Raw genomic sequence first — 24,548 nt, forward strand, 5'->3', positions numbered from 1 at the left:
TCGTCGAGGGCAGCCCTTGAACCTAGGTTCAGGGGGCTGCCGAACCTCGGTTCAGGGCTGCCCAATCGTGGTTCAAGGCTGCCGGACCTCGGTTCGGGGGCCGCCGTGCGCGCGGTCCGTGCATCTGCCGGCTCGGCCTTCCCGGCAGTCGGTTGTCATTGGTGCGGTGCACACTGGCCCCATGTCCACCCGTCCGTCTCCCCGGCGCAGAGCCTGCCCGGTGTGCCGCCGTGAGATCGCCGTGGTCGCCGGGCGGTTCGCGCGGCACGATCCGCCCGGGGCGCGGGAGAGCGGCGAGCTGACATCCTGTCCGGGGTCGCGCCGGGTCGCACAACTCGGCGCGGTGCAGCCTTCGCTGGACGGATACGTCGTCGCGGAGTTCCCCGGCCAGCTCCCGCTGTTCTGAGTGCCGTCCGGACCGCCGGCGCCGGCCGGCGCCGCTGCCGTCAGTTTCCCGCCACCGACTTCACCGCCACCGACACCGGCGTCGAGCCGCTGACCAGTTCGAGGGTCAGGCCGGACGTCGCCGGGGTGTCCACGAGTTCGGCGAGGACCGCGGCCACGTCGTCGCGGGGGATCGCGCCGCGGCCCGTGTGGGCCTCCAGGCGGACCAGGCCGGTGCCGGCGTCGTCCGTCAGGGCGCCGGGGCGCAGGATCGTCCAGTCCAGGGCCTCCTGGCCGCGTACGTAGTCGTCCGCCTCGCCCTTGGCTCGCAGATACACGTCGAAGACCTCGTCGCCCTGGTGCCTCGCGTCCGCGCCCATCGAGGAGACAACCACGTGGCGCCGTACCCCCGCGCGGACCGCCGCGTCCGCGAACAGCACCGCCGCGCCCTTGTCCACCGTGTCCTTGCGGGCCGCGCCGCTGCCCGGGCCCGCGCCCGCCGCGAACACCGCCGCGTTTGCGCCCCGCAGCCGTTCTGCGACCTCCTCGACCGAGGCCGACTCCAGGTCGAGCACGATCGGTTCGGCCCCCGCCGCCCTCAGGTCGTCGCCCTGCTCGGCGCGCCGGATGATGCCCGCAACCTCGTCCCCGCGCGCGGCGAGCAGCCGCTCCAGCCGCAGCGCGATCTGACCATGACCACCAGCGATGACAATGCGCATGTTTCCGACCGTACGCCCGGACGGCCCCATCCGCCGCACGACTTCGGCCACGCCCCGGTGACCCCCTCCTGCGACTTCCCGCCGGTCACGACAGTTCGCCCCGCCCCTGTCGCGGCAGCCCCAGTTCCACCGCCGCCGCCGAGTCGCAGAACTCACGGACCGCGCTCGTCCGCGCCACCACGCGCCCCCGGTGCACCACGATGCGGCTGTAGGCGAGGGACAGCGCCCCCGCGAGCCGGTCGCCGCGCACCGCGAGCAGCTCGGCGGGGAAGCCCGCCTCGACCCGCACCTCGGGCAGGCCGAGTACCTCGCGCGCCGACGCGCTCACGCTGTCGTAGGCCTCCTCGGGGCGCAGCCCGTGGCACGAGGCCAGCAGGTACGCCGCCTCGAGCGGGTCGCCGCGCCCCACCGGGTTCGACACGTCCCGCAGGGCGCCGCTGCCTGCGGCCACCCGCACCCCGGCGGCCCGCAGCAGCCGTACCGGAGCCGTGCCGCGCCGCTCGGCGCCCCCGCAGCCGCCCTGTGGCAGGCACACCACCGTGACCCCGGCGGCGGCCAGTTGGTCCGCGGCCCGTGAGGCCGCACCGGCGGGCAGCCGGGCCAGGCCGCCGCACGGGCCCAGCGTCACCCCCGGGCGCAGCCCGCCCGCCATCGCCGCGATGCGCGCCAGGCGGGCCGGGTCGGTGGCGTCGGTGTGCAGGTCGACGGGGCAGCCGTGTTCGGAGGCGACGTCCAGGACCGCCTCCACATAGCCCGCGGGGTCCGGGTCCACGTCCGGGCAGCCGCCCACCACGCAAGCGCCCATCTTCACCGCGTCCCGCAGGATCGCCAGCCCGTCCGCGCCGGCGGCCCCGGTCAGCACGCGGGGCACCGCCACCGTCGTCAGCTCGGCGAGTCCGCGCAGTGCCCGCCGCGCCCGCAGGACGGCCGTCAGGGCGCCGAGGCCCTGGACGTCACCCACGCGCACGTGTGCGCGCACAGCGGTGGCGCCGTGGCCGAGCTGCAGCAGCGCGGCCTCGGTCGCCCGGCGCTGTACGTCCTCCGCGTCGTACGACACCGGTCCCTCGTCGTCGGCGGTCAGGGCGGTGTCGGCGTGGGCGTGGGCCTCCGCCGGGGCCGGCAGGAGCAGGTAGCCGGTGAGGTCCACGCGCGCCCCGGCGTCTGCGGGACCGCCCGCGCCGGGACCGCCCGCGCCCCGACCACCCGCGCCGGGGGCGCCGGTCGTGCCCGGCCCGCGTGTCGTGCCCAGGCTGCCGGCCGTGCCGACCGCCTCGATGCGTCCGCCGGCCAGCCGTACGTCCACGGTCCGCCCGTCGGTCAGCCGCGCCCCGCACAGCAGCAGGCCGTCCGGGTCCGTCGGTTCCGGCGGTCCCGGCGGGGAGGACGAGTGGGGCGGCTGCGGGTCACCGGGGGGCATCGCACTCCAGCTACGGCGGACAACGAGGGGAAACGGGCAACGGGCGGAGCGGGGGCGGCGGAGGACAGCAGGAAACGCAAGATCACGCAGAGTGAGACGAGCCTAGGGCGGCCGCCCGCCGGAACGGGGGAGGAGCGCAATAGTCGTACCGGTGTGGCCGTGCGGCCGGACGGTCGTGAGGGCCGTGCGGCGGGGCCGGACGGGGGCCGCGAAACGGATTTGGGCGAACGGCGGCGGAGCGTGTAATGTCTTCATCGCTCGCCCCAATAGCTCAGTCGGCAGAGCGTCTCCATGGTAAGGAGAAGGTCTACGGTTCGATTCCGTATTGGGGCTCTGGTGTGAGAGGTTCCCGCCGCGAGGCGGGACTGATCTCATCAAAGCGGTGTAGCTCAGTCGGTAGAGCAAGCGGCTCATAATCGCTGTGTCACCGGTTCAAGTCCGGTCACCGCTACTGACAGTAGCCGATTGCGGGGTCGGTCCTTCGATCGGCTACTCTTTCTTGCGTTGAATAACCCACCCGTTCGTCAAGGAGCACTCACGTGGCTGCCACCGACGTCCGCCCGAAGATCACGCTGGCCTGCGTGGAGTGCAAGGAGCGGAACTACATCACCAAGAAGAACCGGCGTAACAACCCGGACCGTCTTGAGATGAAGAAGCACTGCCCGCGTTGCAACGCGCACACCGCGCACCGCGAGACGCGATAAATCAGGCTCATTCATGAGGCCGCCCCCGCACCAGGGGGCGGCCTCATGGTGTTTCAACCGAGAGTGACACCAGGAGGTGCCGGGCCATGGCGCTCGACCAGTCCTTCGTGGGGCGGTCCTACCCGCCCACCGCCCCCTACGAGGTCGGGCGGGAGAAGATCCGGGAGTTCGCGGAGGCGGTGGGTGACGCCAACCCGGCGTACACGGACCCGGAGGCCGCCAAGGCGCTCGGCCACCCCGATGTGATCGCCCCGCCGACCTTCGTCTTCGCGATCAGTTTCAAGGCCGCCGGACAGGTCGTGCAGGACCCGCTGCTCGGCCTCGACTACAGCCGTGTGGTGCACGGCGACCAGAAGTTCGCCTACACCCGGCCCGTGCGCGCCGGTGACCGGCTCACCGTCACCTCCACCATCGAGGCGATCAAGTCCCTGGCGGGCAACGACATCCTGGACATCCGCGGCGAGGTGCACGACGAGGCCGGCGAGCACGTCGTGACCGCCTGGACCAAGCTGGTGGCCCGCGCGGCCGAGGAGGCGTGAGGAAGCGATGACGGCGAAGATCGCCTACGACGACGTCGAGGTCGGCACCGAACTGCCGGCGCAGACCTTCCCCGTGACCCGCGCCACCCTCGTCCGGTACGCGGGCGCCTCCGGGGACTTCAACCCGATCCACTGGAACGAGAGGTTCGCCAGGGAGGTCGGGCTGCCGGACGTGATCGCACACGGCATGTTCACCATGGCCGAGGCGATCCGCGTCGTCACCGACTGGACGGGCGACCCCGGCGCCGTCGTCGAGTACGGCGTCCGCTTCACCAGGCCCGTCGTCGTCCCCGACGACGACGAGGGCGCCCTGATCGAGGTCGTCGGCAAGGTGGCGGCCAAGCTCGACGACAACACCGTGCGGGTCGACCTGACGGCCACGAGCGACGGGCAGAAGGTCCTCGGAATGTCCCGGGCGGTCGTACGACTGGCCTGACGGCCGGCGAAGGGTGCGGGACCGTCGGCGTGCGGGGCTGTCAGTGGGGTCTCGTAGTCTTGGGCGCGTGCAGGAACTCCACGACGCGCCCCTCGCCCCGCTGACCACCTTCCGGCTGGGCGGCCCCGCGACCCGGCTGATCACCGCGACCACCGACGCGGAGATCGTCGACGCCGTCCGCGGGGCCGACGCCGCCGGCACCCCGCTGCTGGTCATCGGCGGCGGTTCCAACCTGGTCATCGGTGACAAGGGCTTCGACGGCACCGCCCTGCGCATCGCCACCCGCGGTTTCGAACTCAGCGGTACGACGCTGGAGCTGGCCGCCGGCGAGGTGTGGACCGACGCCGTCGCCCGCACCGTGGAGGCCGGGCTCGCGGGAATCGAGTGCCTCTCCGGCATCCCGGGCTCCGCGGGCGCCACCCCGATCCAGAACGTGGGGGCGTACGGCCAGGAGGTCTCCTCCACCATCACCGAGGTCGTCGCCTACGACCGCACGGCCGGCGAGACGGTGACGCTGGCGAACGAGGAGTGCGCGTTCTCCTACCGCCACAGCCGCTTCAAGGCGGACCCCGAGCGGTACGTGGTCCTGCGTGTCCGCTTCGAACTGGAGGACGAGGACGGGCTGTCCGCGCCGCTGAGGTACGCCGAGACCGCCCGCGCGCTCGGCGTGGAGGCGGGCGACCGGGTGCCGCTCGCCAGTGCCCGTGACACCGTGCTGAAGCTGCGGGCCGGGAAGGGCATGGTGCTAGATCCCGAGGACCATGACACCTGGTCGGCCGGGTCCTTCTTCACCAACCCGATCCTCACCGACACCGACTTCGCCGCCTTCCGCGCGCGCGTGCGGGAGCGGCTGGGCGAGGGCGTCGAACCGCCCGCGTACCCGGCGGGTCAGGGCCACACCAAGACCTCGGCGGCCTGGCTGATCGACAAGGCGGGCTTCACCAAGGGCCACGGCACCGGTCCGGCCCGAATCTCCACCAAGCACACCCTCGCCCTCACCAACCGCGGCGGCGCGACGACCGAGGACCTGCTGACGCTGGCCCGCGAGGTCGTGACCGGGGTCCGTGAGGCGTTCGGCATCACGCTGGTGAACGAGCCGGTGACGGTCGGCGTCAGCCTGTAGACCACGCCTGTGGACCACGCCTGTGGACCACGCCTGTGGACCACGCCTGTGGACCACGCCTGTGGACCACGCTCCCCGGCCCAGTACTTAGTACGCCACTCCCACACCCTGCTTCACCGTCGCCGGGTCGTCGATCATCGCCAGCATCGCGTGGGCCACATCGGCGCACGCGATGAAGCGGCCGTGCGGCGGGAAGCCGCCGACGACCGTGCGGTAGGTGCCGGTGAGCGGCTTGTTCCGCAAACGCGGCGGGCGGACGACCGTCCGGTCCGTGGCGCTGCGGGCCAGCTCCGCCTCCGTCTCGCGCAGGTCGGCGTGGACGTCCTTCAGGATCGCGGAGACCAGGCTCCGCGCGGTGCGGTCGAGGAACCCGTCACCCGCGGGCTCGGGCCCCACCGGCCCGGCGGTCACCACGATCAGCCGCCGGACCCTCTCCGCCTCCATCGCGCCCAGCACCGTACGGGTCAGCCGGGTCGTCACCCCGGCGTCCTTGCGGCTGCGGGCGCCCAGCCCGGACGGCACCGCGTCCCGGCCGGCGAGGGCGGGGCGCAGCGCCCGCGGGTCGGTGAGGCCGGCGCGGAACACCCCCAGACGGGCGCCCGTCACGGTCAGCCGGGCCGGGTCGCACACGACGGCGGTGACGTGGTGCCCGGCGGCGAGCGCCTGGCGGACGATCTCCTGCCCGACAGCGCCGGCACCTGGCAGGCACCTGACAGGCACCTGACAGGCACCTGACCGGCATCCGACCGGCACCTGACCGGCATCCGACCGGCATCCGACCGGCATCCGGTCGGCATCCGGCCGGCACCCGGCCGGCAAGGTGGAGTGGGCGCGCGGCCGCCTCAGCCCGCCAGCCAGTCGTCCACGCCCGACAGCAGCTTGGTGCGGACGTCCTCCGGAGCGGCCGACGCGCGGATCGACTGGCGGGCCAGTTCGGCCAGTTCGGCGTCCGTGAAGGCGTGGTGGCGGCGGGCGATGTCGTACTGCGCCGCAAGACGTGAGCCGAAGAGCAGCGGGTCGTCCGCGCCCAGGGCCATCGGCACGCCCGCGTCGAAGAGCGTGCGCAGCGGGATGTCCTCGGGCTTCTCGTACACGCCCAGCGCCACGTTCGACGCCGGGCACACCTCGCAGGTCACCCCGCGGTCGGCGAGGCGCCGCAGCAGCCGCGGGTCCTCCGCCGCGCGGACCCCGTGGCCCACCCGGTGGGCGTGCAGGTCGTCCAGGCAGTCACGGACCGAGGCCGGGCCGGTGAGCTCGCCGCCGTGCGGGGCCGCGAACAGGCCGCCGTCCCGCGCGATCGCGAACGCCCGGTCGAAGTCCCGCGCCATGCCCCGGCGTTCGTCGTTGGACAGTCCGAAGCCGACCACACCGCGGTCGCTGTAACGCACGGCGAGCCGGGCCAGCGTGCGGGCGTCCAGCGGGTGCTTCATGCGGTTCGCGGCCACCAGCACGCGCATCCCCAGGCCCGTCTCGCGCGACGCCGTCTCCACCGCGTCCAGGATGATCTCCAGCGCGGGGATCAGCCCGCCCAGGCGCGGGGCGTAGGACGTCGGGTCCACCTGGATCTCCAGCCAGCCGGAGCCGTCGTTCAGGTCCTCCTCGGCCGCCTCGCGCACCAGCCGCCGGATGTCCTCCGGCTCACGCAGGCAGGAGCGTGCCGCGTCGTACAGCCGCTGGAAGCGGAACCAGCCCCGCTCGTCCGTCGCCCGCAGCTTCGGCGGCTCCCCGCTGGTCAGGGCCTCTGTCAGCGCGTCGGGCAGGCGTACGCCGTACTTGTCGGCCAGCTCCAGCAGGGTGGTGGGCCGCATCGATCCGGTGAAATGCAGGTGGAGATGGGCTTTCGGCAGCTCAGAGACATCACGTACACGCTCCATCCGAGGATCCTGCCGTACGTCCCCCGGCTCCCGGTAGCGGTTTCCCCGTTCGTGGTCTTGCTCGCACAAATGAAGGAGGAAACGAAGGAGGAGCGGTGGGGAAGATCACCCCACCGCTCCTCCTTCCGGAAGACGGGAGCTCAGTCCCGCGCCTCCGCCAGCAGCTTCTGGATCCGGCTCACGCCCTCCACCAGGTCCTCGTCACCGAGGGCGTACGACAGCCGCAGGTAGCCCGGCGTGCCGAAGGCCTCGCCCGGGACGACCGCGACCTCGGCCTCCTCCAGGATGAGCGCGGCCAGCTCCACCGTGTTCTGCGGGCGCTTGCCGCGGATCTCCTTGCCGATCAGCGCCTTCACCGACGGGTAGGCGTAGAACGCGCCCTCCGGCTCGGGGCACAGCACGCCGTCGATCTCGTTGAGCATCCGCACGATGGTCCTGCGGCGCCGGTCGAAGGCCTCGCGCATCTTGGCGACCGCCTCCAGGTCGCCGGAGACGGCGGCGAGGGCGGCCGCCTGGGCGACGTTCGACACGTTCGAGGTGGCGTGCGACTGGAGGTTGGTCGCGGCCTTGACCACGTCCTTCGGGCCGATGACCCAGCCCACGCGCCAGCCGGTCATGGCGTACGTCTTGGCGACGCCGTTGACCACGATGCACTTGTCGCGCAGCTCGGGCAGCAGCGCCGGCAGCGAGACGGAGACGGCGTCGCCGTAGACCAGGTGCTCGTAGATCTCGTCGGTGAGCACCCACAGGCCGTGCTCGAGGGCCCAGCGGCCGATGGCCTCCGTCTCGTCCTCGGAGTACACCGCGCCGGTCGGGTTGGACGGCGAGACGAAGAGGACGACCTTGGTCTTCTCGGTGCGGGCGGCCTCCAGCTGCTCGACCGTGACGCGGTAGCCGGTGGTCTCGTCGGCGACGACGTCGACCGGGACGCCGCCGGCCAGGCGGATCGACTCCGGGTACGTCGTCCAGTACGGCGCCGGCACGATGACCTCGTCACCGGGGTCGAGGATCGCGGCGAAGGCCTCGTAGATGGCCTGCTTGCCGCCGTTGGTGACCAGGATCTGGGAGACGTCCGGCTCCCAGCCGGAGTCGCGCAGCGTCTTCGCGGCGATCGCCGACTTCAGCTCGGGCAGGCCGCCGGCCGGGGTGTACCGGTGGTACTTGGGGTTCTTGCAGGCCTCGATCGCGGCCTGGACGATGTAGTCCGGGGTCGGGAAGTCGGGCTCGCCGGCGCCGAAGCCGATCACCGGACGTCCGGCGGCCTTGAGGGCCTTTGCCTTGGCGTCCACGGCGAGGGTGGCGGACTCGGAGATCGCGCCGACTCGGGCGGAGACCCGGCGCTCGGTGGGAGGGGTTGCAGCGCTCATGCCGTCCATCGTTTCAGACCGGAAACGCCCCGGGCACGCGGGTTTCACAGACTGGGCAGGACCGGTCGAACCCTTGAACAACCGTCCGGATTCGCGGCCCGGCCAGGCGATCTTCCAGCGGGCGGGCTGCGAGCGGCACTTTCTGTTCGACGACCGGCCCCGGACCACGTACACTCTCACCTCGTTGGCCTTCGGCAGCCGCCGCCGCACCCGGTGCACACCGAGCATCCGGTCGGATGCGGTAAGTTGGGGGACACACAAAGGGTCGTAGCTCAATTGGTAGAGCACTGGTCTCCAAAACCAGCGGTTGGGGGTTCAAGTCCCTCCGGCCCTGCTGCACACACCTTCGCCAGGATGTGTACGCATGTACGTACAGCAATGCACCGCCGTGCGGCTCGACCGGGCGCGGCACGGCCACGACCCGGAATCAGGTGAGGACGAATGACGGACGCCGTGGGCTCCATCGACACGCCTGATGCCCAGGACGAGGTGACGGAGTCCAAGAAGAAGGCCCGCAAGGGTGGCAAGCGTGCCAAGAAGGGCCCGCTGAAGCGCCTTGCCCTCTTCTACCGTCAGATCATCGCGGAGCTCCGCAAGGTCGTCTGGCCCTCGCGCAACCAGCTGACGTCGTACACCACCGTGGTGATCTTCTTCGTTGCCATCATGATCGCCCTGGTGACCGTGATTGACTATGGGCTCAACCACGCGGCCAAGTACGTCTTCGGCTGAGCCAAGAGCGAAGGGCGCCGTGGTTACCGGCGCCCGTTTTCGCATGTTCCACCCCTATGTATCCAGGAAGAAGCAGCCACCGTGTCTGACCCGAACCTGAACGACGCCATCGAGCCGACCGAGTCCGTGGATGACGAGCTCGACATCGTCGAGGGTGCGGACGAGGTCGACGAGGCCGAGGCTGCCGAGGCCGCCGCGGGCGAGCCGGCCGAGGAGGCCGCCGTCCACGTCGAGGACGAGGCCGAGGACGCCGACGAGGCCACCGAGGGTGAGGCCGCCGCCGGCGAGTCCGCCGAGGACGAGGCCGGCGAGGTCGCCGAGGAGGAGCCGGAGGCCGACGTCGACCCGGTCACCAAGCTCCGCGAGGAACTCCGCACGCTGCCCGGCGAGTGGTACGTCATCCACACCTACGCCGGCTACGAGAAGCGCGTGAAGGCCAACCTGGAGCAGCGCGCCGTCTCGCTGAACGTCGAGGACTTCATCTACCAGGCCGAGGTCCCCGAGGAAGAGATCGTCCAGATCAAGAACGGCGAGCGCAAGACCGTCCGGCAGAACAAGCTGCCCGGTTACGTCCTCGTCCGCATGGACCTGACGAACGAGTCCTGGGGCGTCGTCCGCAACACGCCCGGCGTCACCGGATTCGTCGGCAACGCCTACGACCCCTACCCGCTGTCCCTGGACGAGATCGTGAAGATGCTCGCCCCGGAGGCGGAGGAGAAGGCCGCCCGCGAGGCCGCCGAGGCCGAGGGCAAGCCGGCCCCGCAGCGCAAGGTCGAGGTCCAGGTGCTGGACTTCGAGGTCGGCGACTCGGTCACCGTCACCGACGGCCCGTTCGCCACGCTGCAGGCGACCATCAACGAGATCAACCCCGACTCGAAGAAGGTCAAGGGTCTGGTCGAGATCTTCGGCCGCGAGACCCCGGTCGAGCTCTCCTTCGACCAGATCCAGAAGAACTGATCCAGAAGAACCAGGCGTGCTGATCACGAGCTGAAGGCGCCCCTACCGGCGGTTTTCCCACCGGTAGGGGCGCTGCTCGTGCCGCCTGGGCCGTCTTTGGGCCGTCATCCGTTTCCGGGCCGTCGCACATACACGCGCGGCCCGTGGACTGGGTCAGCCCACTCGCCTACGGAGCCGCAGGCGGTGTGCCGCGCCGGCGCACCCCAGTGCCACGAGCACACCGCCTGCGACGAGAACGGGCATGGGCGTGGTGACGGAACCGCCCTCACCGGCTCGCACCGGACCCGGGATCAAGGTGCCGGAGGCGGCTCCGACGTTGCCCACGACGGGTCGGGAGCCCACGGTCCCCAGGACGGAGCCGGAGCCCAGGACGGAGCCGGAGCCCACGACGCCCAGGACGGACCCGGGGAAGATCCCGTTGGTGTGGTGGAAGTTGTTGTTGTGCCCCTGGTCGTGGTGGCCCTGGTTCTGATTGTGCGTGTTGTTGTGCGAGCCCTGGTCGTTGGAGTTCGTGTTGTGGAGGGGATCCTGGATGATCACCTGCTGAACAGGACTGTTCGTGTTCCCGCTGGCGCTGGGGTTCCCCCCGTTGGATTGGCCAGCCTCCCCGTTGGCGTGTCCCATCTCTCCGTCGTGGGAGCTGCCCTGGGAGTTCGCGCTGGAGCGGTCCCCGGAGGCCGCCTTGTAGGACGGGTCGGACGGGTCGAGGAGGGGCTGCGGCTGTCCGGGGCTGTCCTGGGAGGCAGCCTGGGGGGCGGTGCCGAAGGACGGGCCCTGGGCGACGTCGCCGGGCACGGACTCCTGGTTGCTGTCCTGCTGGGACGACTCGGACGGGACCTGGGGTGCTGCTCTCAGCGCACCGGCCTGCGCGGCCGGTGCCGCGAAGGCGGCCGGGGCGGTGGTGCCGACTATGAGGCCGACCAGTATGGCGGCGGAAACTGCATGGGGGGTGCGGTGCATACGAGGGGCTCCTTAGGACGGCGGTGAGGCACGACCTTCATGCCTCTGTAGCCATCAGAGCCCGAGGAGCCGCCCGGCGCGCGCGGCCGAGACCCATTAGCGGCGCATGAACGGCCTATCGGGTGACAACCGGGTTCGAACCGCCCCTGCCGTGGTAACCCCGGGCGGAAGCGGCTGCCGACGCGGCCGACGGGTGCACCACGTCGTCGGTGCCGTCGCTTCTCGCAGTGGCCCTCGCAGTGGCCATCGCGCCGCTGAGCTGGGCGATTTCTTGTCGCGGGCGGCAGCGGCTATCGTTGTGCGGTATGCCATCTGCGCGGGATCGTGTATCCGAATGACGCAGACGGTACTCAACCTCTCAGCAAGGACCCGGAGAGAGCATGCCTCCCAAGAAGAAGAAGGTCACGGGGCTCATCAAGCTCCAGATCCAGGCCGGTGCCGCCAACCCGGCCCCGCCGGTCGGCCCGGCGCTGGGTCAGCACGGCGTCAACATCATGGAGTTCTGCAAGGCCTACAACGCCGCGACCGAGTCGCAGCGCGGTTGGGTCATCCCGGTGGAGATCACGGTCTACGAGGACCGCTCCTTCACCTTCATCACCAAGACTCCGCCGGCCGCCAAGATGATCCTCAAGGCCGCGGGCGTGGAGAAGGGCTCCGGCGAGCCGCACAAGACCAAGGTCGCCAAGATCACCGAGGCGCAGGTCCGCGAGATCGCCCAGACCAAGCTGCCCGACCTCAACGCCAACGACCTGGACGCCGCCGCGAAGATCATCGCCGGCACCGCCCGTTCCATGGGCGTCACCGTCGAGGGCTGAACCCACCCCGTAGTACGTATGCGGCCGTAAGACGCCGCACGTGGCAGGGCCTGCTCGGCCCGTACCACGACTCCTTTCAGAAACCCACAGGAGCAGTTGTGAGCAAGCGCAGCAAGGCTCTCCGCGCTGCGGACGCCAAGGTCGACCGGGAGAAGCTGTACGCCCCGCTCGAGGCCGTCCGTCTCGCCAAGGAGACCTCCACGACCAAGTTCGACGGCACCGTCGAGGTCGCCTTCCGCCTGGGTGTCGACCCGCGCAAGGCCGACCAGATGGTCCGTGGCACCGTGAACCTTCCGCACGGCACCGGTAAGACCGCCCGGGTCCTGGTCTTCGCGACCGGCGACCGTGCCGAGGCCGCGCGTGCCGCGGGCGCCGACATCGTCGGCTCCGACGAGCTGATCGACGAGGTGGCGAAGGGCCGTCTGGACTTCGACGCCGTCGTCGCCACCCCGGACCTCATGGGCAAGGTCGGCCGCCTCGGCCGCGTCCTCGGCCCGCGTGGTCTGATGCCGAACCCGAAGACCGGCACCGTCACCCCCGACACCGCCAAGGCCGTCACCGAGATCAAGGGCGGCAAGATCGAGTTCCGCGTCGACAAGCACTCGAACCTGCACTTCATCATCGGCAAGACGTCGTTCGACGACAGCAAGCTGGTGGAGAACTACGGCGCCGCGCTGGAGGAGATCCTCCGTCTGAAGCCGTCCGCCGCCAAGGGTCGCTACATCAAGAAGGCCGCCATCACCACCACGATGGGCCCCGGCATCCCGGTCGACCCGAACCGCACCCGCAACCTCCTCGTCGAGGAGGACCCGGCCGCGGTCTGAGCCCCACGGCTCGCCTGAAGTCGGCGACGAGCCCCGCAACCGAATCGGTGCGGGGCTCGTCCCTTTTCTGTGGGAGTCCTGTACGACGTCTTCTGTACGACTCTTCGTACGGCTGTCAGTGGGCTGCGTTAGCGTGCGGCTCACAGCAATCACATAGGGGTGGGACGAATGAAGAGCACGACCGTGCGCCGCATGACGCTCTCGATCGCGGCGGCGACCGCGCTGACGGGAGTGGCCGCCTGCGGCTCCGGCGGCTCGGGCAAGGCGGGCGGGGCGGGCGGGGCGGCCGGCCAGGGCGTGACGCGGGTGAGCCCCATAGCGGCCCTGCGCTCCGCCGAGACGTCCACCGACAAGGCCGACTCCGCCCGGGTCGAGGCCACGATCACCATGGGCACGGCGATGTCCATGAAGGGGCACGGCGCCCTCACCTGGGGCCACGGCCTGACCGGCACGCTGACGCTGTCGTACACCGGCGGCACCATGGCCGAGACGATGCGCAAGGCCGGGGTCACGTCGATGGAGGCGCGGTACCTGCCCGACGCCTACTACGCCCGCATGAGCGACACCTTCGCCGCGCGGACGGGCGGCAAGCACTGGCTCAAGTACGCCTACGACGACCTCGCCCGCCTCGGCGGCGGCTCCGGTGCGTACCTCAAGGACCAGATGCAGAACACCACGCCGAACCAGTCGGTGAAGCTGCTGCTGGCCTCCGGCGACGTCAAGAAGGTCGGCGAGGAGCAGGTCTCCGGCGAGCACGCCACGCACTACGCCGGGACGGTGAACGTCGCGGACCTCGCGGGCAAGAGCAGCAAGAACCTCACCGCCGCTCAGCTCGCCGACCTGAAGAGCCGGCTCAGCAAGGCGGGCGTCACCACCGAGACCGTCGACATCTGGGTCAACGACCAGAACCTGCTGGTCAAGAAGATCGAGAAGGCGGACATGGCGGCCGGAACCATGACCAACACCGCCTACTACCGCGACTACGGCGTGAAGGTCTCGGTCCAGGCGCCCCCGGCCGGTGACACCAAGGACTTCAAGGACCTGCTGAAGTCGCAGGGGACCCTGCCGGGCGGCACCGGCACCGGCACGGGCACCGGCACCGGCACGGGCACCGGCACCAGCTCCTGACAACCGGCGGGACCGGCTCCTGGGAGCCCGCAGAACCGGCTCCGGACAAACGCGGTGGGACCGGCTCCTGGGAGCCCGCAGAACCGGCTCCGGACAACCCACGGGACCGGCTCCTGAGAACCCGCAGGGCGGGCCCCCGAGAATCCCGGAGCAGCGCCTGATCCCCCTGGGGTACGCTCGCGATCTTGCCGTGCGCCGACCACGCGCGGGCTGAGCGTTTCCCGGGGGAAAACCATGAGGCCGTCCATACGCGTGCCGCTCCTGCGCCTGCCGCTCGCCGCCGTCCTCCTCGCCTTCTGCGCGGCCGGCTGCGGGACGGGCGGCACTGGGCGGTCCGCGGCCCCGTCGGCCGCGGACGCGGTCCTACGGGCCGCGGAGAAGACCGAGAGGGCCGCATCCCTGCGCTACCGGATGACCGGCCGGATGCCCGAGCAGGGCAGGGTCCGGGCCGAGGCGGTGATCGGCGCGGAGCCGCCGGTGGCGCGGGTGCGGATGACGGTCCTGGGCGGCGACCAACCGGGCACCTGGGAACTGCGCCTGGCCGACGGCAGGCTCTACGAGAGCCTGCCCGGGCACGAGGTCCGTCAGGCGCACGGCAGGCACTGGATCGACTTCGGCCCGACCGCGAAGTTCCGCACCGGCGGCGGCATGAAGCTGGACGTCGCCGGACTGCGCGACCAGGCCGGACGCAACCCGGCCCGGGAGGCCGCCTTCCTGGCCGCCTCCGACGACGTCCGGCGTGTCGGCGCCGAGACGGTCGAGGGCGTGCACACCACGCACTACAGCGGGACGGCCGGCCTCGACCGCCTGCGCGCCTGGTCGCAGAGGCAGGACCGGACCGCCCGCGAGCGGCGCGGGCCGAGCCTGGACGGTTACACGCGGATGGGACTCGACAGGCTCACCCTCGACGTGTGGGTGGACGACACCGGCCGCGTCAAGCGGGTCCGCACCCAGGGCTTCGGCCGGCACGGTGAGCTCGACCTCACCGTCACGTTCTACGACTACGGCCGGCCGGTGACCGTCCGGGCGCCGGCCGCCGGGGACGCGGTGGACCTGCGCAAGCCGCCCGGGAAGCCGCGCGGCTGAGGACCGTACGGGCGGATTTGCTCGACGGCGACCCGGTCCCGTACTCTCCTACAGAAGCCAAAGACCGCTGGTCGTTGCCGTGCGCTCCAACGAGGGCGCGGTGGCCGAAGGATCCGCTGAACTGCGGACGACCCGCGCAGGTGACAGTGGAAGAACTCCCGGAGTGAGCGCGCTCTCGACATGCGTGCCGCCCCGGTCGAGTCCGCCCCGTGCGCCTGCGCCGGGGCGTTTCGTTTTCCCCAGTCCTCCTTCGGGTCCGCGCGGTCCGAATCACCCGGAAGGAGGCCGAGGCTCTATGGCGAGGCCCGACAAGGCTGCCGCGGTTGCCGAGCTGACGGACAAGTTCCGCAACTCGAACGCCGCCGTGCTGACCGAGTACCGCGGTCTCACCGTGGCGCAGCTCAAGACGCTGCGCCGGTCGCTCGGTGAGAACGCCCAGTACGCCGTGGTGAAGAACACGCTGACCAAGATTGCGGCCAACGAGGCCGGGATCACGACGCTGGACGACCAGTTCAATGGTCCGACGGCTGTCGCCTTCATCACCGGTGACCCGGTGGAGTCGGCGAAGGGTCTCCGTGACTTCGCCAAGGACAACCCGAATCTCGTCATCAAGGGCGGTGTCCTTGACGGCAAGGCGCTGTCCGCCGACGAGATCAAGAAGCTTGCGGACCTCGAGTCCCGCGAGGTTCTGCTCTCCAAGCTGGCGGGTGCCTTCAAGGGCAAGCAGTCCCAGGCTGCGCAGCTCTTCCAGGCGCTTCCCTCGAAGCTCGTCCGCACCGTGGACGCTCTTCGCGCCAAGCGGGACGAGCAGGGCGGTGCCGAGTAACTCGGCTCGCTTTCTGACCCCGGCCGCCTCCAGGCGGCAGAGGTCACAGCGGGCCGACGTACGCCCGCCATTCATGTACATCCGGCACCAGCCGAATTAGTGGAAGGATCGCCCATCATGGCGAAGCTCAGCCAGGAAGACCTGCTCGCGCAGTTCGAGGAGATGACCCTCATCGAGCTCTCCGAGTTCGTCAAGGCCTTCGAGGAGAAGTTCGACGTCACCGCCGCCGCCGCGGTCGCCGTCGCGGGCCCGGCCGGCCCGGCCGCCCCCGCCGAGGCTGCCGAGGAGAAGGACGAGTTCGACGTCGTCCTCACCGGTGCCGGCGACAAGAAGATCCAGGTCATCAAGGTCGTGCGTGAGCTGACCTCGCTGGGCCTGAAGGAGGCCAAGGACCTGGTCGACGGTGCGCCGAAGCCCGTCCTCGAGAAGGTCAACAAGGAGGCCGCGGACAAGGCCAAGGAGTCCCTCGAGGGCGCCGGCGCCTCCGTCGAGGTCAAGTAGGACCTCTCGGGTCCGCCATGGATCCCCGCGCGCTGAAAGCAGTCCCGTAGGGCTGTAACGCGAACGCACCGAGGAGCGATCATCCATCCGGGTGGTCGCTCTTCGGCGTTCCCCGGGGGTGGCTGTGGCGGCCTTGCACCCGAGACCGGGAGGGGTATGGTGATCTTCGTCGTGCCTCGAGAGGCCCCGGAGGCAGGCTGCAAGTGACGATGGCAGCATCCGGTTTGGGCATGGGGGGCCTTGACGAACTGCACGCAGCGCGCAATTCTCAGGACGCGTCGTCACAAGGATCCGGATCCGAGGCATGGATCGACGACGAAGAGGGCAGTATCAACGTGCGTTGAGGGCAGGCATGCCGCAGGCGGTGACGACAACGAGGGTCTCGCAAAACCCGCACTGGACATCAGTGTGCCAAGTGGCTACACTGACCCTTTGCGCTGCCTGTTAGCTGTCCCCTGCCCGTCACCAGGGGCATGCCCTCGCCTGAGCATCGACGACCGGACCGCACCTGACCTGGCTCTTCAGCCATTTCAGGCACCGTCTGTCCCGTTGCCCGGAACGAGGGGCCGGTACGCGCGTAGTGAGTCCGAGCCCTCGGAAGGACCCCCTCTTGGCCGCCTCGCGCAATGCCTCGACCGCGAATACGAACAACGGCGCCAGCACCGCCCCGCTGCGCATCTCCTTTGCAAAGATCAAGGAGCCCCTCGAGGTTCCGAACCTTCTCGCGCTGCAAACCGAGAGCTTCGACTGGCTGCTCGGCAACGACGCGTGGAAGGCTCGCGTCGAGGAGGCTCTCGAGAGTGGTCAGGACGTCCCCACCAAGTCCGGCCTCGAGGAGATCTTCGAGGAGATCTCCCCGATCGAGGACTTCTCCGGGTCGATGTCGCTGACCTTCCGCGACCACCGCTTCGAGCCGCCGAAGAACTCGATCGACGAGTGCAAGGAGCGCGACTTCACGTACGCCGCGCCCCTCTTCGTGACGGCCGAGTTCACGAACAACGAGACCGGCGAGATCAAGTCCCAGACCGTCTTCATGGGCGACTTCCCGCTCATGACGAACAAGGGCACCTTCGTCATCAACGGCACCGAGCGTGTCGTGGTGTCGCAGCTGGTCCGTTCCCCCGGTGTCTACTTCGACTCCTCCATCGACAAGACGTCCGACAAGGACATCTTCTCGGCCAAGATCATCCCGTCCCGGGGTGCCTGGCTGGAGATGGAGATCGACAAGCGCGACATGGTCGGTGTCCGTATCGACCGCAAGCGCAAGCAGTCCGTCACGGTGCTGCTGAAGGCGCTCGGCTGGACCAACGAGCAGATCCTCGAGGAGTTCGGCGACTACGAGTCGATGCGCGCCACCCTGGAGAAGGACCACACCCAGGGCCAGGACGACGCGCTGCTGGACATCTACCGCAAGCTGCGCCCGGGCGAGCCCCCCACGCGTGAGGCCGCGCAGACGCTGCTCGAGAACCTGTACTTCAACCCCAAGCGCTACGACCTCGCCAAGGTCGGCCGCTACAAGGTCAACAAGAAGCTGGGTGCGGACGCCCCGCTGGACGCGGGCATCCTGACCGTCGAGGACGTCATCTCGACGATCAAGTACCTGGTGAAGCTGCACGCCGGAGAGACCGAGACGACCGGTGACAGCGGCGGGACGATCGTCGTCGAGACCGACGACATCGACCACTTCGGCAACCGCCGTCTGCGCAGCGTGGGCGAGCTCATCCAGAACCAGGTCCGCACCGGTCTGGCCCGTATGGAGCGCGTCGTCCGCGAGCGCATGACCACGCAGGACGTCGAGGCGATCACGCCGCAGACCCTGATCAACATCCGGCCGGTCGTCGCCTCCATCAAGGAGTTCTTCGGCACCAGCCAGCTGTCGCAGTTCATGGACCAGAACAACCCGCTGTCGGGTCTCACCCACAAGCGCCGTCTGTCGGCCCTTGGCCCGGGTGGTCTCTCCCGTGAGCGGGCCGGCTTCGAGGTCCGTGACGTGCACCCCTCGCACTACGGCCGCATGTGCCCGATCGAGACGCCCGAAGGCCCGAACATCGGTCTGATCGGCTCGCTCGCCTCCTACGGCCGGGTCAACGCGTTCGGTTTCGTCGAGACCCCGTACCGCAAGGTCAACGACGGCCAGGTCACCGACGAGGTCGACTACCTGACCGCCGACGAGGAGGACCGCTTCGTCATCGCGCAGGCCAACGCCACGCTGAACGACGAGCTGCGGTTCGCCGAGGCCCGCGTCCTGGTCCGCCGCCGTGGCGGCGAGGTCGACTACGTCAGCCCCGAGGACGTCGACTACATGGACGTCTCGCCGCGCCAGATGGTGTCGGTCGCGACCGCCATGATCCCCTTCCTCGAGCACGACGACGCCAACCGTGCCCTCATGGGCGCGAACATGATGCGTCAGGCCGTGCCGCTGATTAAGTCCGAGGCCCCGCTCGTCGGCACCGGCATGGAGTACCGCTCCGCCGTCGACGCCGGCGACGTCGTCAAGGCCGAGAAGGCCGGTGTGGTCCAGGAGGTCTCCGCGGACTACATCACCACCGCCAACGACGACGGCACCTACATCACCTACCGGCTGGCCAAGTTCGCCCGCTCCAACCAGGGCACCTCGGTCAACCAGAAGGTCATCGTCAACGAGGGCGACCGCGTCATCGAGGGCCAGGTCCTCGCCGACGGCCCGGCCACCCAGAACGGCGAGATGGCGCTGGGCAAGAACCTGCTCGTGGCGTTCATGCCGTGGGAGGGTCACAACTACGAGGACGCGATCATCCTGTCGCAGCGCCTCGTGCAGGACGACGTCCTCTCCTCGATCCACATCGAGGAGCACGAGGTCGACGCCCGTGACACCAAGCTCGGCCCCGAGGAGATCACCCGGGACATCCCGAACGTCTCCGAGGAGGTCCTCGCCGACCTCGACGAGCGCGGCATCATCCGCATCGGCGCCGAGGTCATCGCGGGCGACATCCTGGTCGGCAAGGTCACCCCGAAGGGTGAGACCGAGCTGACCCCGGAGGAGCGCCTGCTGCGCGCGATCTTCGGTGAGAAGGCCCGTGAGGTCCGTGACACCTCGCTGAAGGTGCCGCACGGCGAGACCGGCAAGGTCATCGGTGTGCGCGTCTTCGACCGCGAGGAGGGCGACGAGCTTCCCCCGGGTGTGAACCAGCTTGTGCGCGTGTACGTGGCGCAGAAGCGCAAGATCACCGACGGTGACAAGCTCGCCGGCCGCCACGGCAACAAGGGTGTCATCTCCAAGATCCTGCCGATCGAGGACATGCCGTTCCTGGAGGACGGCACCCCGGTCGACATCATCCTCAACCCGCTGGGTGTGCCGTCCCGAATGAACCCGGGACAGGTCCTGGAGATCCACCTCGGCTGGCTCGCCAGCCGCGGCTGGGACGTCTCCGGCCTCGCGGAGGAGTGGGCCGAGCGCCTGCAGGCGATCGGCGCCGACCAGGTCGACCCGGGCACGAACGTCGCGACCCCCGTCTTCGACGGTGCGCGCGAGGACGAGCTCGCGGGCCTGCTGCAGCACACCATCCCGAACCGGGACGGCGAGCGCATGGTGCTCCCGACCGGCAAGGCGCGGCTGTTCGACGGCCGTAGCGGTGAGCCGTTCCCGGACCCGATCTCGGTCGGCTACATGTACATCCTGAAGCTGCACCACCTGGTCGACGACAAGCTGCACGCCCGCTCGACCGGTCCGTACTCGATGATCACCCAGCAGCCGCTGGGTGGTAAGGCCCAGTTCGGTGGCCAGCGGTTCGGCGAGATGGAGGTGTGGGCACTCGAGGCGTACGGCGCCGCCTACGCCCTCCAGGAGCTGCTGACCATCAAGTCCGACGACGTCACCGGCCGCGTGAAGGTCTACGAGGCCATCGTCAAGGGCGAGAACATCCCCGAGCCCGGCATCCCCGAGTCCTTCAAGGTGCTCATCAAGGAGATGCAGTCCCTGTGCCTGAACGTGGAGGTGCTGTCCAGCGACGGTATGTCCATCGAGATGCGCGACACCGACGAGGATGTCTTCCGCGCCGCGGAGGAGCTCGGCATCGACCTGTCCCGGCGCGAGCCGAGCAGCGTCGAAGAGGTCTGACGGGAGTCCGGCCGGGGACCGGACCCGTTTTGAAGGGTCCAGTCCCCGCCGACCCCCAGGCCCCCGTTTCAGACCACAGACTTACGACCCTGAGAGGGATTGACGCATAGTGCTCGACGTCAACTTCTTCGACGAGCTCCGGATCGGCCTGGCCACCGCTGACGACATCCGTCAGTGGAGCCACGGCGAGGTCAAGAAGCCCGAGACCATCAACTACCGCACCCTCAAGCCGGAAAAGGACGGGCTCTTCTGCGAGAAGATCTTCGGCCCCACCCGGGACTGGGAGTGCTACTGCGGCAAGTACAAGCGCGTCCGCTTCAAGGGCATCATCTGCGAGCGCTGTGGCGTCGAGGTCACGCGCGCCAAGGTGCGCCGTGAGCGGATGGGCCACATCGAGTTGGCCGCGCCCGTCACGCACATCTGGTACTTCAAGGGTGTCCCGAGCCGGCTGGGCTACCTGCTCGACCTGGCCCCGAAGGACCTCGAGAAGGTCATCTACTTCGCGGCGTACATGATCACGTACGTCGACGAGGAGCGCCGCACCCGCGACCTGCCCTCGCTGGAGGCCCACGTCTCCGTCGAGCGTCAGCAGATCGAGCAGCGCCGCGACGCCGACCTGGAGGCCCGCGCCAAGAAGCTCGAGACCGACCTGGCCGAGCTGGAGGCCGAGGGCGCCAAGGCCGACGTGCGCCGCAAGGTGCGCGAGGGTGCCGAGCGCGAGATGAAGCAGCTGCGCGACCGCGCGCAGCGCGAGATCGACCGCCTCGACGAGGTGTGGACCCGGTTCAAGAACCTCAAGGTCCAGGACCTCGAGGGCGACGAGCTGCTCTACCGCGAGCTGCGCGACCGCTTCGGCACGTACTTCGACGGCTCGATGGGTGCCGCGGCGCTGCAGAAGCGCCTGGAGTCCTTCGACCTCGACGAGGAGGCCGAGAAGCTCCGCGAGATCATCCGCACCGGCAAGGGCCAGAAGAAGACCCGTGCCCTCAAGCGGCTGAAGGTCGTGTCCGCGTTCCTGCAGACCTCCAACAGCCCCAAGGGCATGGTCCTGGACTGCGTGCCGGTCATCCCGCCGGACCTGCGTCCGATGGTGCAGCTGGACGGTGGCCGCTTCGCGACCTCCGACCTGAACGACCTGTACCGCCGTGTCATCAACCGCAACAACCGCCTGAAGCGGCTTCTCGACCTCGGCGCGCCCGAGATCATCGTGAACAACGAGAAGCGCATGCTCCAGGAGGCCGTCGACGCGCTCTTCGACAACGGCCGCCGCGGCCGCCCGGTCACGGGCCCCGGCAACCGTCCGCTGAAGTCGCTGTCCGACATGCTCAAGGGCAAGCAGGGCCGCTTCCGTCAGAACCTGCTCGGCAAGCGGGTCGACTACTCGGCGCGTTCCGTGATCGTCGTCGGCCCGCAGCTGAAGCTGCACCAGTGCGGTCTGCCGAAGGCGATGGCGCTGGAGCTCTTCAAGCCGTTCGTGATGAAGCGCCTGGTGGACCTGAACCACGCGCAGAACATCAAGAGCGCCAAGCGCATGGTCGAGCGCGGCCGCACGGTCGTGTACGACGTCCTGGAAGAGGTCATCGCGGAGCACCCGGTTCTGCTGAACCGTGCGCCCACCCTGCACCGCCTCGGCATCCAGGCCTTCGAGCCGCAGCTGGTCGAGGGCAAGGCCATCCAGATCCACCCGCTCGTCTGCACCGCCTTCAACGCGGACTTCGACGGTGACCAGATGGCCGTGCACCTGCCGCTGTCCGCGGAGGCGCAGGCCGAGGCCCGCATCCTGATGCTGTCCTCGAACAACATCCTCAAGCCGGCCGACGGCCGTCCGGTGACGATGCCGACCCAGGACATGGTCCTCGGTCTGTTCTTCCTCACCACCGACGGCGAGATGCGGGACGTGAAGGGCGAGGACCGCTCCTTCTCCTCCGTGGCCGAGGCGATCATGGCGTTCGACGCCGGCGAGCTCTCGCTGCAGTCGCGCGTGGACATCCGCTTCCCGGTGGGCACCATCCCGCCGCGCGGCTGGACCCCGCCGGCCCGCGAGGAGGGCGAGCCGGAGTGGCAGCAGGGTGACAGCTTCCGGCTGAAGACGACCCTGGGCCGCGCGCTCTTCAACGAGCTGCTGCCCGAGGACTACCCGTTCGTCGACTACGAGGTCGGCAAGAAGCAGCTCTCCGAGATCGTCAACGACCTCGCCGAGCGCTACCCGAAGGTCATCGTGGCGGCGACGCTCGACAACCTGAAGGCGTCCGGCTTCTTCTGGGCCACCCGTTCCGGCGTCACCGTCGCCATCTCCGACGTCGTCGTTCCCGAGGCGAAGAAGGAGATCGTCCGCGGCTACGAGGCGCAGGACGAGAAGGTCCAGAAGCAGTACGAGCGTGGTCTGATCACCAAGGACGAGCGCACGCAGGAGCTCATCGCGATCTGGACCAAGGCGACCAACGAGGTCGCCGAGGCGATGAACGACAACTTCCCGAAGACCAACCCGATCTTCATGATGGTGAACTCGGGTGCACGAGGCAACATGATGCAGATGCGTCAGATCGCCGGTATGCGTGGTCTGGTGTCGAACGCGAAGAACGAGACGATCCCGCGGCCCATCAAGGCGTCGTTCCGTGAGGGTCTGTCCGTGCTGGAGTACTTCATCTCCACGCACGGTGCCCGTAAGGGTCTGGCGGACACCGCTCTGCGTACCGCCGACTCGGGTTACCTCACCCGTCGTCTGGTCGACGTCTCCCAGGACGTCATCATCCGCGAGGAGGACTGCGGCACCGACCGCGGCCTCAAGCTCCACATCGCGGAGGTCGGCGCGGACGGCGTGCTGCGCAAGGCGGACAACGTCGAGACGTCCGTGTACGCGCGCTGCCTCGCCGAGGACATCGTGGTCGACGGCCAGGTGCTGGCCCCGGCCGGTACCGACCTGGGCGACGTGCTCATCGAGGAGCTCGTCTCCCGGGGCGTCTCGGAGGTCAAGACCCGTTCGGTCCTGACCTGTGAGTCCGCCGTCGGCACCTGCGCGATGTGCTACGGCCGTTCGCTCGCCACCGGCAAGCTGGTCGACATCGGTGAGGCGGTCGGCATCATCGCCGCCCAGTCGATCGGTGAGCCCGGTACCCAGCTGACGATGCGTACCTTCCACACCGGTGGTGTGGCCGGTGACGACATCACCCAGGGTCTGCCCCGTGTCGTCGAGCTCTTCGAGGCCCGTACGCCGAAGGGTGTCGCCCCGATCTCCGAGGCGGCCGGCCGCGTGCGGATCGAGGAGACCGAGAAGACCAAGAAGATCGTCATCACCCCGGACGACGGCAGCGACGAGACGGCGTACCCGATCTCGAAGCGCGCCCGTCTGATGGTCGGCGAGGGCGACCACGTCGAGGTGGGCCAGAAGCTCACCGTGGGTGCCACCAACCCGCACGACGTGCTGCGCATCCTGGGTCAGCGTGCCGTCCAGGTCCACCTGGTCGGCGAGGTCCAGAAGGTCTACAACTCGCAGGGTGTGTCGATCCACGACAAGCACATCGAGATCATCATCCGGCAGATGCTCCGCCGCGTGACGATCATCGAGTCCGGCGACGCCGAGCTGCTGCCCGGCGAGCTGGTCGAGCGCTCGAAGTTCGAGCAGGAGAACCGTCGTGTGGTCCAGGAGGGCGGTCACCCGGCCTCCGGTCGTCCGCAGCTCATGGGTATCACCAAGGCCTCGCTGGCGACCGAGTCGTGGCTGTCGGCGGCGTCCTTCCAGGAGACGACCAGGGTCCTCACGGACGCGGCGATCAACGCCAAGTCCGACTCCCTGATCGGCCTGAAGGAGAACGTCATCATCGGTAAGCTCATCCCGGCCGGTACGGGCCTGTCCCGCTACCGCAACATCCGGGTCGAGCCGACCGAGGAGGCCAAGGCCGCGATGTACTCGGCCGTGGGCTACGACGACATCGACTACTCGCCGTTCGGCACCGGCTCCGGCCAGGCCGTTCCGCTGGAGGACTACGACTACGGTCCGTACAACCAGTAGGCGGGCACCCGCCTGACGCGGTGAAGGGCGGTCACCCCGTGTGGGGTGGCCGCC

21 protein-coding genes and 3 tRNA genes are annotated in these 24,548 nt (G+C 69.6%); 18 read left to right on the forward strand and 6 right to left on the reverse strand.

What is annotated here, in order from left to right:
* The first annotated feature begins 181 nt into the window (after positions 1-181).
* Positions 182-406 (forward strand): hypothetical protein, encoded by a 225-nt coding sequence (locus ACH4UM_RS00775; RefSeq protein ID WP_398172118.1) that lies wholly within the window; start codon positions 182-184, stop codon positions 404-406.
* A gap of 40 nt (positions 407-446) precedes the next feature.
* Here the strand turns inward: ACH4UM_RS00775 and ACH4UM_RS00780 are convergent, their stop codons facing one another.
* A complete protein-coding gene (locus ACH4UM_RS00780; protein ID WP_398172120.1) occupies positions 447-1,103 on the reverse strand; it encodes an SDR family oxidoreductase in 657 nt (218 codons plus the stop codon).
* Positions 1,104-1,188: 85 nt separating this feature from the next.
* Entirely contained in the window at positions 1,189-2,520 is a 1,332-nt protein-coding gene (locus tag ACH4UM_RS00785; protein WP_398172122.1) for a hydrolase, read from the reverse strand.
* Positions 2,521-2,780: 260 nt separating this feature from the next.
* Between ACH4UM_RS00785 and ACH4UM_RS00790 the strand changes: the two genes are divergently transcribed.
* From ACH4UM_RS00790 to ACH4UM_RS00815, 6 genes are all read left to right on the forward strand, one after another.
* Positions 2,781-2,853: transfer RNA gene (locus tag ACH4UM_RS00790), tRNA-Thr, on the forward strand.
* 45 nt (positions 2,854-2,898) lie between these two features.
* Positions 2,899-2,971: transfer RNA gene (locus ACH4UM_RS00795), tRNA-Met, on the forward strand.
* Positions 2,972-3,059: 88 nt separating this feature from the next.
* Positions 3,060-3,224: a 50S ribosomal protein L33 gene (gene rpmG / locus ACH4UM_RS00800; protein WP_003948671.1), complete on the forward strand. Its 165-nt coding sequence runs from the start codon at positions 3,060-3,062 to the stop codon at positions 3,222-3,224.
* A gap of 86 nt (positions 3,225-3,310) precedes the next feature.
* Positions 3,311-3,763, forward strand: coding sequence for a MaoC family dehydratase N-terminal domain-containing protein (locus ACH4UM_RS00805; RefSeq protein ID WP_398172124.1), 453 nt, complete (start codon positions 3,311-3,313; stop codon positions 3,761-3,763).
* A gap of 7 nt (positions 3,764-3,770) precedes the next feature.
* Complete coding sequence (locus tag ACH4UM_RS00810; protein ID WP_398172126.1) at positions 3,771-4,199, forward strand: MaoC family dehydratase; 429 nt, start codon at positions 3,771-3,773, stop codon at positions 4,197-4,199.
* Between the two features lie 67 nt (positions 4,200-4,266).
* Positions 4,267-5,322, forward strand: coding sequence for a UDP-N-acetylmuramate dehydrogenase (locus tag ACH4UM_RS00815; RefSeq protein WP_398172128.1), 1,056 nt, complete (start codon positions 4,267-4,269; stop codon positions 5,320-5,322).
* Positions 5,323-5,409: 87 nt separating this feature from the next.
* Here ACH4UM_RS00815 and ACH4UM_RS00820 read toward each other — a convergent pair whose 3' ends face one another.
* The 3 genes from ACH4UM_RS00820 to ACH4UM_RS00830 form a co-directional block, all read right to left on the reverse strand.
* Complete coding sequence (locus ACH4UM_RS00820) at positions 5,410-6,042, reverse strand: NAD(P)-dependent oxidoreductase (protein WP_398172130.1); 633 nt, start codon at positions 6,040-6,042, stop codon at positions 5,410-5,412.
* Between the two features lie 122 nt (positions 6,043-6,164).
* Positions 6,165-7,196, reverse strand: a complete 1,032-nt coding sequence (locus ACH4UM_RS00825; RefSeq protein ID WP_398172132.1) for an adenosine deaminase — start codon at positions 7,194-7,196, stop codon at positions 6,165-6,167.
* A gap of 140 nt (positions 7,197-7,336) precedes the next feature.
* Positions 7,337-8,563 carry a pyridoxal phosphate-dependent aminotransferase gene (locus ACH4UM_RS00830; protein ID WP_398172134.1) on the reverse strand — a complete coding sequence of 409 codons (1,227 nt, stop codon included), beginning with the start codon at positions 8,561-8,563 and terminating at the stop codon, positions 7,337-7,339.
* 261 nt (positions 8,564-8,824) lie between these two features.
* Here ACH4UM_RS00830 and ACH4UM_RS00835 point away from each other — a divergent pair.
* The 3 genes from ACH4UM_RS00835 (at position 8,825) to nusG (ending at position 10,249) form a co-directional block, all read left to right on the forward strand.
* Positions 8,825-8,897: transfer RNA gene (locus tag ACH4UM_RS00835), tRNA-Trp, on the forward strand.
* 107 nt (positions 8,898-9,004) lie between these two features.
* Entirely contained in the window at positions 9,005-9,292 is a 288-nt protein-coding gene (gene secE, locus ACH4UM_RS00840; protein ID WP_398172136.1) for a preprotein translocase subunit SecE, read from the forward strand.
* 81 nt (positions 9,293-9,373) lie between these two features.
* Positions 9,374-10,249, forward strand: a complete 876-nt coding sequence (gene nusG / locus ACH4UM_RS00845) for a transcription termination/antitermination protein NusG (RefSeq protein WP_398172138.1) — start codon at positions 9,374-9,376, stop codon at positions 10,247-10,249.
* A gap of 153 nt (positions 10,250-10,402) precedes the next feature.
* On the opposite strand, the gene ACH4UM_RS00850 is transcribed toward nusG, so the two are convergent.
* A complete protein-coding gene (locus tag ACH4UM_RS00850) occupies positions 10,403-11,209 on the reverse strand; it encodes a hypothetical protein (protein WP_398172140.1) in 807 nt (268 codons plus the stop codon).
* 380 nt (positions 11,210-11,589) lie between these two features.
* Between ACH4UM_RS00850 and rplK the strand changes: the two genes are divergently transcribed.
* The 8 genes from rplK to ACH4UM_RS00890 all read left to right on the forward strand — a co-directional run bounded on the left by rplK (position 11,590) and on the right by ACH4UM_RS00890 (position 24,494).
* On the forward strand, positions 11,590-12,024 hold the full coding sequence (gene rplK, locus ACH4UM_RS00855) for a 50S ribosomal protein L11 (RefSeq protein ID WP_019756559.1): 435 nt from the start codon (positions 11,590-11,592) through the stop codon (positions 12,022-12,024).
* Positions 12,025-12,122: 98 nt separating this feature from the next.
* Positions 12,123-12,848, forward strand: a complete 726-nt coding sequence (rplA, locus tag ACH4UM_RS00860) for a 50S ribosomal protein L1 (RefSeq protein WP_398172142.1) — start codon at positions 12,123-12,125, stop codon at positions 12,846-12,848.
* A gap of 168 nt (positions 12,849-13,016) precedes the next feature.
* Complete coding sequence (locus tag ACH4UM_RS00865; RefSeq protein WP_398172144.1) at positions 13,017-13,976, forward strand: hypothetical protein; 960 nt, start codon at positions 13,017-13,019, stop codon at positions 13,974-13,976.
* Positions 13,977-14,210: 234 nt separating this feature from the next.
* A complete protein-coding gene (locus ACH4UM_RS00870) occupies positions 14,211-15,062 on the forward strand; it encodes a hypothetical protein (RefSeq protein ID WP_398172146.1) in 852 nt (283 codons plus the stop codon).
* A gap of 295 nt (positions 15,063-15,357) precedes the next feature.
* Positions 15,358-15,888, forward strand: coding sequence for a 50S ribosomal protein L10 (rplJ, locus tag ACH4UM_RS00875; RefSeq protein ID WP_398172148.1), 531 nt, complete (start codon positions 15,358-15,360; stop codon positions 15,886-15,888).
* 117 nt (positions 15,889-16,005) lie between these two features.
* On the forward strand, positions 16,006-16,389 hold the full coding sequence (gene rplL, locus ACH4UM_RS00880) for a 50S ribosomal protein L7/L12 (RefSeq protein ID WP_398172150.1): 384 nt from the start codon (positions 16,006-16,008) through the stop codon (positions 16,387-16,389).
* A gap of 610 nt (positions 16,390-16,999) precedes the next feature.
* Positions 17,000-20,485 carry a DNA-directed RNA polymerase subunit beta gene (rpoB, locus tag ACH4UM_RS00885; RefSeq protein ID WP_398172152.1) on the forward strand — a complete coding sequence of 1,162 codons (3,486 nt, stop codon included), beginning with the start codon at positions 17,000-17,002 and terminating at the stop codon, positions 20,483-20,485.
* A gap of 109 nt (positions 20,486-20,594) precedes the next feature.
* Positions 20,595-24,494, forward strand: coding sequence for a DNA-directed RNA polymerase subunit beta' (locus ACH4UM_RS00890; protein WP_398172154.1), 3,900 nt, complete (start codon positions 20,595-20,597; stop codon positions 24,492-24,494).
* The last annotated feature ends 54 nt before the right edge of the window (positions 24,495-24,548 follow it).

Source organism: Streptomyces sp. NPDC020801 (genome assembly GCF_044334385.1).
Classification (GTDB): Bacteria; Actinomycetota; Actinomycetes; order Streptomycetales; family Streptomycetaceae; genus Streptomyces.